At 41.9% G+C, this 12,561-nt stretch carries 11 protein-coding genes and 1 tRNA gene; 9 read left to right on the top strand and 3 right to left on the bottom strand.

Features of this window, described 5'->3' with window-relative positions; all coding sequences use genetic code 11:
- The first annotated feature begins 82 nt into the window (after positions 1-82).
- From COR50_RS03260 to COR50_RS03250, 3 genes are all read left to right on the top strand, one after another.
- Positions 83-1,858 carry a MutS-related protein gene (locus tag COR50_RS03260; RefSeq protein WP_098192655.1) on the top strand — a complete coding sequence of 592 codons (1,776 nt, stop codon included), beginning with the start codon at positions 83-85 and terminating at the stop codon, positions 1,856-1,858.
- 60 nt (positions 1,859-1,918) lie between these two features.
- Positions 1,919-2,998 carry a PA0069 family radical SAM protein gene (locus COR50_RS03255; protein WP_098192654.1) on the top strand — a complete coding sequence of 360 codons (1,080 nt, stop codon included), beginning with the start codon at positions 1,919-1,921 and terminating at the stop codon, positions 2,996-2,998.
- A gap of 118 nt (positions 2,999-3,116) precedes the next feature.
- Positions 3,117-3,845, top strand: coding sequence for a DUF2490 domain-containing protein (locus COR50_RS03250; RefSeq protein ID WP_098192653.1), 729 nt, complete (start codon positions 3,117-3,119; stop codon positions 3,843-3,845).
- Between the two features lie 88 nt (positions 3,846-3,933).
- On the opposite strand, the gene COR50_RS03245 is transcribed toward COR50_RS03250, so the two are convergent.
- Positions 3,934-4,515: a helix-turn-helix domain-containing protein gene (locus tag COR50_RS03245; protein WP_098192652.1), complete on the bottom strand. Its 582-nt coding sequence runs from the start codon at positions 4,513-4,515 to the stop codon at positions 3,934-3,936.
- A gap of 137 nt (positions 4,516-4,652) precedes the next feature.
- On the opposite strand from COR50_RS03245, the gene COR50_RS03240 reads away from it, so the two are divergent.
- The 5 genes from COR50_RS03240 to COR50_RS03220 all read left to right on the top strand — a co-directional run bounded on the left by COR50_RS03240 (position 4,653) and on the right by COR50_RS03220 (position 8,875).
- Positions 4,653-5,222: a MarC family protein gene (locus tag COR50_RS03240; RefSeq protein ID WP_098192651.1), complete on the top strand. Its 570-nt coding sequence runs from the start codon at positions 4,653-4,655 to the stop codon at positions 5,220-5,222.
- Positions 5,223-5,267: 45 nt separating this feature from the next.
- Positions 5,268-5,339: transfer RNA gene (locus COR50_RS03235), tRNA-Arg, on the top strand.
- Positions 5,340-6,049: 710 nt separating this feature from the next.
- Positions 6,050-6,895, top strand: a complete 846-nt coding sequence (locus COR50_RS03230; protein ID WP_098192650.1) for a COG1470 family protein — start codon at positions 6,050-6,052, stop codon at positions 6,893-6,895.
- Positions 6,896-6,900: 5 nt separating this feature from the next.
- A complete protein-coding gene (locus tag COR50_RS03225) occupies positions 6,901-7,854 on the top strand; it encodes an ABC transporter ATP-binding protein (protein WP_098192649.1) in 954 nt (317 codons plus the stop codon).
- Positions 7,855-7,861: 7 nt separating this feature from the next.
- On the top strand, positions 7,862-8,875 hold the full coding sequence (locus COR50_RS03220; RefSeq protein ID WP_098192648.1) for an ABC transporter permease: 1,014 nt from the start codon (positions 7,862-7,864) through the stop codon (positions 8,873-8,875).
- A 138-nt stretch (positions 8,876-9,013) separates the two neighbouring features.
- Here COR50_RS03220 and COR50_RS03215 read toward each other — a convergent pair whose 3' ends face one another.
- The gene (locus COR50_RS03215; protein ID WP_232516259.1) at positions 9,014-10,228 is read right to left on the bottom strand and encodes a glycoside hydrolase family 130 protein; all 1,215 of its coding nucleotides are present in this window, start codon (positions 10,226-10,228) and stop codon (positions 9,014-9,016) included.
- Between the two features lie 176 nt (positions 10,229-10,404).
- Between COR50_RS03215 and COR50_RS03210 the strand changes: the two genes are divergently transcribed.
- Positions 10,405-11,244, top strand: a complete 840-nt coding sequence (locus COR50_RS03210; protein WP_098192647.1) for an ester cyclase — start codon at positions 10,405-10,407, stop codon at positions 11,242-11,244.
- Positions 11,245-11,307: 63 nt separating this feature from the next.
- On the opposite strand, the gene idi is transcribed toward COR50_RS03210, so the two are convergent.
- Entirely contained in the window at positions 11,308-11,841 is a 534-nt protein-coding gene (gene idi, locus COR50_RS03205; protein WP_098192646.1) for an isopentenyl-diphosphate Delta-isomerase, read from the bottom strand.
- Positions 11,842-12,561 lie beyond the last annotated feature (720 nt).

Here is a 12,561-nt window from a genome sequence, read left to right as displayed (position 1 = left end):
AGGATATACGGGCATCTTTTATGCTTGGGAATCGCATTAAGAGGATGAAATTTTGTACATTTCCTGCTCTATACTAAAACTGATGGAATCATTACAACAATACCGGGAACGTATCCTGAAATATAAGAGTGAAATGCAGCTAAGTCAACAAAAGTTGAAACGGTTGAGCTTGATTAGAATCGCGTGCTTCTTAGCCTCGGGATACTTCGGGTATAAATATATTTTTAGCGAGTTTGAAGCTATTTGGTGGATACCGATTGCCATCGCCTTGATCTTATTCGGGCTCAGCCTGGTGCGCTATCAAAAGGTTAAAGAGCAATCCTTGGTCCAAGAGCAATTGCTTTGGCTGAACGAATCGGAATTAAAAGCCTTGCAAGGGGAAGATGTTAGGTTCGAGGATGGAATCGAATTTGTAAATGACCAGCATGATTTTACCGGTGATCTCGACGTGTTTGGGCAGCATTCATTATTTAACCATATCAATCGAACCGGGACATATTCCGGCAAGATGGCGTTGGCTGCAAATTTTATACAACCGGGTTTAAATGTTGAAGACATAGTAAGGCAACAGGAGGCTGTCAAGGAGTTGAGGGCAGCATTGGATTGGCGGCAAAATTTTACAGCGCAAGGGCGCTTATCAAACGAGCAAGCCGGCGATATGCCCTCTATCCAGCAGTGGTTGCAAATGCCCTTGGAGTTTCTGCATAAGAAAGGTTGGCGGATATTTTCCTTCGTGAACCCGGCTTTATTAATCGCTGCCATTATTTACGGATCGATGCCGATCATCCTGTTTTTCTTTGCCTTGAACTGGATCGCATTATTACTGAATATAGCTAATGTAAACAAGCAGCACCAATTGATCTCTAACAAGGAAAAATTGTTGAAACGTTACGGGTTGTTATTAGGGCTAATCAAAAATTTGCCGGAACAAACATCATCAGAAGTTTTGTTACAACTGAAACAATCTGCCGGGGATGCAGGCAATGCCGTAAATAAGTTGTCAAGGATCAACAGCTATATGGATCAGCGATTGAATATGCTGGTAGGAATATTTTTAAATTCTGTATTTCTATATGACCTGCATTGTATCTATGCTTTGGAAAAATGGAAACAGCAGTATGGCTCCGAATTGGAAGCATGGATGAATGTTATCAAGGATATGGAAGTATTGAATAGTTTATCAACATTCTCGTATAACAACCCGGCTTACCAGTTTCCCCTGTTTACAGCCGACGAGTTTGTAATTAAAGGTACAGCTATCGGCCACCCTTTGATAGCAGCCGAAAAATGTATAAAAAATGATTTTGAAATCGGTCAGCATAATTTATTTCATATTATAACCGGATCAAACATGTCGGGGAAAAGCACTTTCCTTAGAAGCGTCGGCGTTAACTACCTGTTGGCCATGATGGGTGCCCCGGTATGTGCCGCCCGTTTTGAGTGCAAACCATCCAGGATCATGACCAGTATGCGGATCAAGGATTCGATTGCCAACAATACTTCTTATTTCCAGGCAGAGTTGTTGCGTTTGCAGAAAATTATCCGCGTGCTGCAAGCCGGGGAGTCGATATTTATTATCCTGGACGAAATTTTAAAAGGAACCAATTCTGAAGATAAGCTGACCGGCTCACGTGAATTGGTACAACATTTCCTAGCATATAAATGCATTGGTATGATTGCCACGCATGACTTGGAACTGGGGCACCTGGAAGAGAAATTACCGGGAAAAGTCAGCAATTATTGCTTTGAAAGCAGCATTCTTGACGGGGAGCGACTTGTTTTCGATTATAAAATGAGAGCGGGCATTGCTACTAATAAGAATGCTACTTTCCTTATGAAGCAAATGGAAATCATATAAAGAATTAAAATTTGAAAGTACTAAAAATGTTAGTATTTTTACTAATAAAATTAGTATTTTATGACCTTACCTTTTCAAGAGCCGTCCGAATCCCTATACTACAAAGGTCGCGGTGCCCAGCTAAACCCGAAAAATAAATTCTTAGCCCAATGTTACGCCAAGGAACATACGGAGGGTATCGATGAATGGTGGCAATCGGATGTGCCGACGCAGGTATTGGAAGAGCACGGGAAAACATTGGTTAACCGCGTAGATAGCCCTGATTTGGGCATGGGTTATTCGATGAACCCCTACCAGGGTTGCGAGCACGGCTGCATTTATTGTTATGCAAGGAACACACACCAATTTTGGGGGTATAGTGCAGGGCTAGACTTTGAGCGTAAGATCATTTGTAAAATGAATGCACCGGAGCTTTTAAAGAAATTTTTAGAGCAGAAAAGCTGGGTTTGCAAGCCGATAGCCCTTTCGGGGAATACTGATTGTTATCAGCCCTTGGAACGAAAAATGTTCTTGACGCGGCAATTATTAGAAGTTGCCTGGCAATACAAGCAACCTATAGCGATAATCACGAAAAACTCGTTGGTATTAAGGGATAAGTATATCCTTCAACAAATGGCTAAGCATAACCTTGTATGCGTATTCGTTTCATTAACGACCCTGGATGAAGATCTGAGGCAAAAGATGGAACCCCGCACTACCACCGCCGCACAGCGCTTAAGAGTATTGAAAGAATTAAGTGATGTGGGTGTCCCGGTAGGCGTTAACGTGGCCCCGATGATTCCGGGTCTAAATGACCACGAGATGCCGAAAATGTTGGAAAAAGCTGCTGAAAATGGCGCTAGGTCGGCTGGCTATACCGTTGTAAGACTTAACGATGCCGTGAAAACAATTTTTAAAGATTGGCTATACAAAAACTTTCCAGGCAAGGCAGACAAGGTTTGGCATATGATCAGCAGCATGCATGGCGGGGAGGTTAACGATAGCCAATTTGGCCGGAGGATGCGTGGTGAAGGTAATATTGCGGATCTGATCCGCCAGCAATACAAATTGCATACGAAACGCCTGGGGATGAATATGGATAGGTTCGAGTTTAATACCACCTTGTTCGAGAGGCCCAAGATCCAGCTGAGCCTGTTTTAGTGATTGATACAGCAAGTAACAAGATGGATGAATGGCTTTTGTAAAAAATCATAATTGGCTATTTTTGTTGGCTTAGGGGCCGTTAATCGCCCATCATCCAAAAAACTGAACAGTAGTTATGATTTTAAGAAAAGTTAAGTATGTCGGCATACTGGCTGCGGTATTTTTATGTCTGCATACAAGCGTAAAAGCGCAAGTGAAACATGGATACCAACATTGGTACACCTATTTTGGAGGCTTGCAGCTCAACGAGAAATGGTCTATTCCTTTCGATGTGCAAGTTCGACTGAGGGACGCTATTAGCGACAAGGGCCAGGTTTTAACAAGAGCTGGGTTGCAGTATTCCATCAACAAGAAAGCATCCGTATTACTGGGCTATGCCTACATCACTACCTATTCTGATGCGTTAGATGCCTATTTCCCCGAGCATAGGATATTCCAGCAATTTATTTACAAGACACCTATCAAGAAATGGGATATGTTTCACCGCATCCGTTTAGAACAACGTTTCGCCGGGGTTAAGGTAATGCATACCGGGGGCGACCTAAAGGTGGATGATTGGAATTACGGGAACCGTTTCAGGTACTTCAACCGTACTACGGTGCCATTAAAGGGCGGCCCGTTCTATTTTGCCCTGCAAGACGAATTATTTATGAACCTTTGGGGGAATGATATTTCGAAAAAATTCTTCGATCAGAACCGTTTCTTAACCGCAATAGGTTATGCATTTAAGCCAAATTTGAAAGTCGATATTGGTTATATGAACCAATTTGTTCAATCACCGGCAGGAAATAAGTCGATGAACCATATATTGCAATTCTCAGTATATCAAACAATTGCTTTATAAGTTCAGGATAATGCAGTTGAAGGTGAAAGCAGCCTTTAACTGCATTTTTATTACGCAATATTTATGCGTAATAAAAATGCATTGACTATTAATCAGTTACTTGGAAGAAATATATGACTAAGATTAGGGCATCATCTTCTCCAACATTCGTAGGTTTGTGACCTAAACGCCCATCGAAGAAGATGGAATCCCCTGTTTCGAGAGTGTAGCTCTGATCCAGGACCTGGTATTCTACGGTACCCTTTATAATATATTTATATTCATAGGCGTCCGTTTTCACGAGCTGGCCCCGTTTGGCGCCTTTTTTAAGTTCCAGTACAACGATATCGATGGGGTTATTCTTCACATTGCGGGTAAGCACCCTCTTATAAAGGAATCCCTTGGCATTTTCCTTCTCAAACTCCTGGTAGCTATCCTGCTTTTTAACGATAACCTTGGCAGATTGGTTATGGTGATTAATATCGTTGAAAAACTCGTTCATATCCAGGTTTAGGGCTTGGATGATATTAACCAAGACTAGTAGGGACGGCACCGTGCGGTTATTTTCAATTTGTGAAATCAATCCCTTGCTAACATCCGCTTTATTAGCCAATTCCTGCACCGTAATCCCTTTTGCCTTTCGTTTTTCTTTGATTTTTTGACTAATTTGAATCAGGATATCCTCTTGCATAAACAAAAATTGAGGTGAAAACTATATGATATCAACCAATCCTTCACGGAATCGTTCCGCTAAAATATAATATGATTCATTATCAGCCTTAATAGTTACACGATGAAACATATACATTTGTAAAAATTTAACATAATATGTTGAGCATTGACCAAATTCTTGCTATCACTTTTACCTTGTTCGCGGTGATCGATATCTTGGGCTCCATCCCGGTTTTGATCTCTATGAAGGAGAAAATGGGCGTAATCGATGCCGGGAAAGCCACGCTGGCATCTGGTTTCCTGATGATCCTGTTCCTTTTGGTAGGGCAGCCCTTCCTGTCTTTAATGAGCGTGGATGTAAAATCCTTCGCAGTGGCTGGGTCGATCGTAATCTTCGTCATAGGTTTGGAGATGATTTTGGGGGTTGAATTTTTCAAAAGTGACAATGATGCTAAAAGCGGAAGCCTCGTCCCTATTGCATTTCCCCTGATAGCCGGATCGGGGACCCTGACCACTATTATGTCCTTGAAGGCGAACTTCAGCGATATGAACATCGCCGTGGGGATAGTTATTAACCTGGTGATCGTTTACCTGGTTTTGCGCAGCCTGACTTATATAGAGCGGATTTTAGGAAAGGCAGGTCTGATGGTGATCCGTAAGTTTTTCGGGGTGATCCTGATCGCTATCGCCGTTAAAATATTTAAGAGCAATTTCTGGAACATGTAATTTTTTATCAAATAAAGTGTAGTTTTGCCGTCCTAGAAAAAGGTTGGTCCCGTAGTACAATGGATAGTACGTAAGTCTCCGGAACTTAATATACAGGTTCGATTCCTGTCGGGACTACTAAACCGGAACTTGAAATTTAGCATTTCTGTTCCGGTTTTTTATTTAATGTTATTGGATCGTTATAGTTTAAACGGGATATGGATTTTATTTAATAGAGAAATGCTCCCTTCATTGTCTCCCGTTCATTTCTCAAGATACCATCTTACCTGCTATCTTTTCCCGTCCAATAACACTAGCCGATGCTTCTTTAATAATTTGATTTACCTGCTTTTCTCCAAGTCTAAACTATGCCCAACGCTTTTGGCTATTTACAAAATCCAGCATATTATTATTCATATCAATATTTAGAGCTAAACCATGTTTGTCAATAGAAGGATTTAAGTCGTACGCTGGGGCAATATTCATCCTTCATCATACTCAAAACTTGAAGATTTTTTCCTTCGAGAAGTACGCAGTTCTATAAGTTCAGGCGTACCTTTCCAGTGTGCATAAACATAAATGTCAAATTCGATTTTTGGTATTTTTATTTCAACCAAGCGGTGAATTTACATACAAGATATCATGATCGAAATAAGGGAGCTCCATAAACTTTCGGGGGTATTACTATTTCTTCCTTCAATCTAGCCACTCATATTCGCCCCTTTATAAACCGTTAAAAAATCCTTAAAAATTCCTTAAATGTACCCTTCGCTTCTTTACATTTTCATCCTACCACTTTATAATTGCATAGGTAAAACTTCAGTCATTTTAAAATTCGATTATTTACTATGCTAATTAAGTTTTATTATCCACGGCTAAAATTTATCGCTTTCCTCTGTTTATCATTATCTGTAACTTTTGCATTTACTGCCCATGCACAGCAGAAGGCAGCAAAAGAGCCTTCTTCCTTTACGGCGCGATTGATGAATATCGAATCGGCTACCAAGGATCCATTCAGGTATAACGCAAATTTGCATAATGGTAGTGATCAATCAAATGTTTATAACCTGTACGCTGGTATTCCACCGGGTTGGTATGCTACCTTCCGTACGCAGGGCGCTCAAGTTGCTGCGCTGAAGGTAGACGCCGGTAAATCTGCGGATATCTCGGTAGAAATCACGGCGGCGCCGCAAACAAAACCGGGTAAATACAATATCCCGGTTACTGCCATTAGCAATAAGGATACACTGAAACTCCAGTTAGAAGCTGTTGTGAAAGGTAGTTATGCTTTGGAATTAACAACACCTTCCGGGAGGTTAAGTGATGACATCACGGAAGGAAGCAGCAAGCAGATTCAATTGACTTTAAAGAATACCGGTACATTACCGCTTGAGAACTTGCAACTTTCTTCCCAAAACCCGGCAAAGTGGAGCGCCACATTCGAACCATCTAAAGTAGATCACCTGGAACCCGGGCAATCACAAGATGTCATGGCCAAATTAAATGTTCCCGATAAAACGATTGCCGGTGATTATGTAACCAACTTTACCGCGAGGAATGATTATACAAATTCCACTGCTACTTTCAGAATGACTGTCAAGACTTCCTTGTTATCAGGATGGATAGGGATCTTGGTAATCTTGGTTGCTTTGGGAATCGTTTATTACCTGGTTAGAAAATATGGGAGGAGGTAATTGATATGAATAATCCTATCATCGAACTGGAAGGACTGACAAAATACTACGGTTCTGTGAAGGCGGTAGATAATCTTTCATTGTCAGTCAACAAAGGCGAAATTTTCGGTTTGCTAGGCCCCAATGGCGCCGGTAAAACCACCACGATATTAATGATGCTGGGTTTGGCAGAGCCTTCGAAGGGCACTGCTACGGTATGCGGGATCAATGCTACCAAGAACCCGATCGCGGTGAAAAGAAAGGTCGGTTATATGCCGGATAGCGTTGGGTTTTATGACAACTTAACGGCCCTGGAAAACCTGGAATATATCGGTCGGCTGAATGGTATCGCGGAAAATGAGGTAGAAATTCGTGCCAAGGAAACTATGGAACTGGTAGGTTTAGGTTCAGAGCTTCATAAGAAAGCCGGGGCCTATTCCCGTGGAATGAAGCAGCGGTTGGGACTAGCCGATGTTTTAATCCGGCAACCGGATGTTGTTATCCTCGATGAGCCAACACTGGGTATAGACCCCAGCGGTATCAAGGAGTTTTTGTCGCTGATTCGCAAATTGAGCAGGCAGCAGGGTTTAACCGTGTTGTTGTCTTCACACCATTTACACCAGGTTCAGCAGATATGCGACAGGGTGGGAATTTTCGTCGAAGGAAAATTGTTGGTAGAAGGAAACTTGGAAACGCTGTCATTTAACCTCTTCGGCAAAGACTCTTATACAACTTTGGTAACATTCCAGGATGCTATTCCTGACGCAGGCTTGTTAGAGAAAGAGCTACGGATGATGAACGGTGTAAATAACATCTTGATCGAAGGTAATTCGATGGAATTATCTTGCGAGGTTGATATGACACCCGGCTTAGTTCGCTTCTTCGTACAGAAAGGATTGCCGATAACGGGCGTTCATAAAAAGGAATACGGTTTAGACGAGATCTATCAACGCTATTTTGAAAGCAATATTAAAAATTGAGTTTTCAATGGGAAATGCAATGGTTTATTTCAATAATATATTTTCAAGTTCAGGAAGCCTAGAAGTGAAGCCACCGGGTCCTTTCCGGGTAATGGTTCGCAAAGAGGTGGGAGATTATATACGTAGTTGGCGGTTCATTATCATGTTATTGTTGATATTATTAACCTTCCTCGGATCAATGTATGTTTCGATGGCCAACATTAAGCAGGCGGTTAGTAATGTCAATGACCCGGATCGCTTATTTGTATACCTGAAATTACTAACCACGTCTGACGGAACATTACCAACTTTCCATATTTTTATAAGTTTTCTCGGGCCCTTGCTGGGGATTGCAATGGGTTTCGATGCCATTAACTCGGAACATAATAACGGTACCTTGATCCGTTTGATGGCGCAGCCTATCTACCGTGATAATTTATTGCTAGCAAAATTTTGCGCCGCTATATTTGTGATTAGCGCTATGTTCTGTTGCTTGGTATTACTGATGCTTGGCGCCGGGATAATCATAACAGGGATCTTACCTGGAGGCGTGGAACTACTACGTATACTTGCGTTTATTATCATGAGTATCGTATACGTTGGCTTTTGGTTAAGTCTTTCGATTTGCTTGTCCGTTAAATTTAAGCATGCGGCTACATCGGCGCTTACAGCCATAGGCATATGGTTGTTCTTCACTGTTTTTTATCAAATTATAGTTAAGATGGTAGTATCAACGATGCTACCTGACCCCCGAACTTTATCCGAAGCCGGGGTTTTGCATTATAATAATTTGATACTTTCATTTTTCAGGTTAGCACCTAATCAGTTATATACAGATGCTGCTACAACTTTGTTGATGCCATCGGTGCGAAGTTTAGGCCCCTTGACAATGGAGCAGATGGCTGGGGCAATCCCTTCACCATTGCCATTTAAAGAAAGCTTAATGATAGTTTGGCCGCAGGTTACAGGCATGTTGGCCGCAACGACCGCATTTTTTGCGTTGACATATTTTCTTTTTATGAGGAAGGAAATCAGGTCTTGATATTATTTTGACGGTTTAAAATTTGGCAGGCTTTAATATATCATTCTTGAAGAATGAAGAATGGAGTTATTGAAAAAACGAAACCGGGAACGAAATTATTAGTTCCCGGTTTTTATTTATACACTGCATCGTTAATATCTACTTGGTTACAGGCAGCGCTCCGCCGGGCAAAGGATCCGCTGGAGCCGGGTTTTCCGGATCAAATACGGCAACCGCCACCCTCGAATCAGCGCAACCATAATACAGGAACCATTTCTTTTTAAAATAAACAAGTCCTTCGATGAATACAGTCCCGTCAACATATTGACCACTTTTCTCAAAAGATTCCATTGGCCTTAAAAACGGAACATCCAAGCGCTCCAGTACTTTGGTAGGATCGTTTTTGTCAAATAAAACTTGGCCAGCGCTGTAAGTGCCCTTGTTAAATCGTTTATCCCCATTTTTAGGATTGTTCTTGCCATTGTAAAGCAGGATAATGCCCTTGTCGGTCATGATTGCCGGGGGGCCGCATTCTGTTAGATCACTATCGAAGTAACCTTTCCTCGGTGAGATGAAGGCTTTCAACTTACCTGCTTCATCAACTACCGGTTCCCAATGCACCAGGTCATCGGAGGTGGCTCCGTACACGCCCCTTTCTCCCCAATATAACCAATAACGGCCGTTGATCTTGGTAATTACCTGGCGATCATTGACCAGTTTCGTGAGGATGGATGCTGATTTATGCGCCTCATTAAAAAGTTGGGGAAATGTTTTATTGTCCTTGAAAATGGGGCCATGTTTCTCCCAATTAACCAGGTCCTTAGAAGTAGCAACACCCAAGCGCGGCGTTTTACGGTTCCACTGCGTGTAGAACATAACATAGGTACCTTCTTCCGTCACGGCAACCCTAGGATCTTCCGTTCCTCCCGGCCATTCATATTCTTTTTGATCATCATCAGCCGGGTAAAAAACGGGGGTGTTTTTCCTGTCGAAATGTAGACCATCATTGCTGGAGGCATATCCCAACCTGGATGTTCTAAAACCGATACCAACACCCGACTTGTCTTCGGCACGGTATAAAACAACGATCTGGCTGTCTTTAACGGCGGCAGCGGGATTGAACGTATCATTGGACTCCCAGGCTACCAGTGAATCTTTCATTGGATCTAAAAATTGACTTTGCCCTAACGGGGAAATTACGGGGTTGATACCGGCGGGCCTTACAAATCCACCCATGGCCCAATCGGGTAACTGGTTAACCCCTGCTTTTTCTTGCTTAGCTTCTTTCTGAAAACAGCCGTTAGAGATAACGGCAATTGCCATCAATGAGAAAAATAGGATTCCTTTCGGTAATGACTTCGTGGAATAAAACATAGAAATAATTTGATGATTGAATACCAATAAAAAAAGCATTGCCTCTAAACAGGCAATAAATCTATCAAAAAACTCCCGGCTTTCATACTGTTGACTTGAAATTGCCAAATCAATGAATTTTTACAATTTCCCTGGCAAGGCCGCTGTTAGTTTTGCATAATAACAAACAAGATACTATGAAACACTTGATGATATTGCTGCTAATGCAGTTGCAGGTTATGGGCCTGGGGGCGCAAACGCAGGCTAATTATTCACCATCAGAAAAAACGACAAACAATATGGAAAACAAAGAAATTATCCGGGAACTGTATGAAGAAATTTTGAATAAAAGGGCATTTGATAAATTGGATCAAATCATCTCTCCTGGATATGCAGGCATTGATCAACAAAAAGGGGCCAAAGCATTTAAGAAGCCCATCCTACCCTTGATAGCCGCTTTCCCGGGTTTGAAATGGGAATTGGATCATATTGTTGCAGAAGGAGACCAGGTCGTAGCGTGCTGGCATGTAACTGGCACACAAGAAGGACCTTTACCAGGAATCGCTGCAACCGGTAAAACGGTTAACAGTTTCGGAATGGCAATCTACAAGCTGGAAGCCGGGCAAATCGTGGCTTCCGAGGTACATACCGATCGGTTGGATTTCTTGCAACAATTGGGTGTTTTACCAGCCGATGTAAACGCTATTCCGAAGCCAGCAACGACCGGAAGTGTGTATTTTATAGATCAGTTCAAAGTTCCCAACGAAGCATTGCCGGCTTTTGAGCAAAGGATGGCCCTTAACAGGGAAATGATTAAGAAGATGGAAGGGTTCGAAGGGGACACCATTTACAAATTCTCATCAGGCGATACAACGCAATTGATCACCGTGGCCCATTGGAGGGATGCAGCAGCCCTAGAACAGGCTAAAAACAAGGTAATTGCAAGCTACCAGGCAGAAGGCTTCGATATGCCAGCACAATTAAAAGCCTGGGGCATTCAAATGGAGCGCGGGATATACAAAGCAGTCTTGAAATAGTTTACAGCTAAGTTGGATGGCATTAAATTATACTATACCGTACCTTTCAAGGTGCGGTATTCCTTATTTGCCGCCACTTACGAAGACCCAATCCATCACTTTCGGGAATGCGATTTTAAACCAGGCTGTAAAATCTTCGGGGTTCTTTTCTAATAATCTTTGAATATCATCGACGGAGTAATAACCGAAATCTTGCACCTCTTCCTTATTCGGAACGATATCTCCTTCATAAGTGCCTACTAATACATGATCGAATTCATGCTCAACGAGGTTATTATCAAGTTCGGCTTTATAAACGAAGGAGAATATTTCTTCAAGGGGGCATTGGAAGCCCATCTCTTCTTGTAATCTTCTTTGGGCGCTTATAATAAGTTCTTCACCCGGGATGGGGTGACTACAGCAAGCATTTGTCCACAAGCCACCGCTATGATATTTTTCATCAGCCCTTTGGTGCAAGAGCATTTGACGTTTCCTATTGAATATGAATATGGAAAAAGCGCGGTGTAGCAAACCTTCGCGGTGCGCTTGCATCTTTTCCATGGTGCCGATGGGTTCGTCTGATTCGTTAACAAGTATCAGGGGAGCGGTTTGTTGCATTTGCAGGGTTTTAGAAATTTGCAGCTAGCGGCAAAAACATTGCCATAATGCTAAAGTTATAGCAAGAAGTTTGTAAATCCATCCCCTGGATAATAATTCCCCTCTTCGTGTGATTCAACACGAAAATATTAGCAATTGAAAATCATTATTGTCCGACTAAATTTTGAATGAAAAAAATTATAATCGCCATAAAAGTTCGATTCAATGTTCATCTGCTCGTTTCTTGTACTTTTTTGCTTGCCCAAAAAACGAGTATCCAAAAAGGGCACAAATTGGCCATTACGGCCGCCAATTTGATCGTGCGATCCAGCTTTTGTACTACTGTATCGCCCAACTACCGTTCGCTATCAACGGTGCGAAGTTCCACGGTTTTCTCGGTGGGGCTGAATAGCTCATCCTTCGCTTATGTCCTTGATCAGGTAAGGAATCCAAGTAAATTTAATGCAATTTTAGTCGGGCCACAATGATTGAAAATCAATAAGTACCAACAAGTTTAATATTGATACTTATTGATTTATAAAAGGAATATTTGGTTATGCCTTAAGCATAGCCGTGGATGTACACGGATGAGCATCCATTTAATAGAAGTCGAAAGGGTGTTTGCCGGGTTAATTACATGGTAAATCGGTTTAAACAAACAAATCACATGAACCCTATAAGGATGATACAGCTAGTAGGGACAGGACTATGGGATTTGTCTCGAACAAGCTAACAATAACA

Source organism: Chitinophaga caeni (genome assembly GCF_002557795.1).
Classification (GTDB): domain Bacteria; phylum Bacteroidota; class Bacteroidia; order Chitinophagales; family Chitinophagaceae; genus Chitinophaga; species Chitinophaga caeni.
This window is presented reverse-complemented; position numbering and strand designations above follow the sequence as displayed.

Bases quoted from the DNA above. Each gene is read 5' to 3' on its own strand.
- idi (WP_098192646.1), bottom strand. From the start codon at position 11,841: ATGCAACAAACCGCTCCCCTGATACTTGTTAACGAATCAGACGAACCC.
- COR50_RS03210 (WP_098192647.1), top strand. From the start codon at position 10,405: ATGAAACACTTGATGATATTGCTGCTAATGCAGTTGCAGGTTATGGGC.
- COR50_RS03260 (WP_098192655.1), top strand. From the start codon at position 83: ATGGAATCATTACAACAATACCGGGAACGTATCCTGAAATATAAGAGT.
- COR50_RS03245 (WP_098192652.1), bottom strand. From the start codon at position 4,515: ATGCAAGAGGATATCCTGATTCAAATTAGTCAAAAAATCAAAGAAAAA.
- COR50_RS03255 (WP_098192654.1), top strand. From the start codon at position 1,919: ATGACCTTACCTTTTCAAGAGCCGTCCGAATCCCTATACTACAAAGGT.
- COR50_RS03220 (WP_098192648.1), top strand. From the start codon at position 7,862: ATGGGAAATGCAATGGTTTATTTCAATAATATATTTTCAAGTTCAGGA.
- COR50_RS03215 (WP_232516259.1), bottom strand. From the start codon at position 10,228: ATGTTTTATTCCACGAAGTCATTACCGAAAGGAATCCTATTTTTCTCA.
- COR50_RS03230 (WP_098192650.1), top strand. From the start codon at position 6,050: ATGCTAATTAAGTTTTATTATCCACGGCTAAAATTTATCGCTTTCCTC.
- COR50_RS03240 (WP_098192651.1), top strand. From the start codon at position 4,653: ATGTTGAGCATTGACCAAATTCTTGCTATCACTTTTACCTTGTTCGCG.
- COR50_RS03225 (WP_098192649.1), top strand. From the start codon at position 6,901: ATGAATAATCCTATCATCGAACTGGAAGGACTGACAAAATACTACGGT.
- COR50_RS03250 (WP_098192653.1), top strand. From the start codon at position 3,117: ATGATTTTAAGAAAAGTTAAGTATGTCGGCATACTGGCTGCGGTATTT.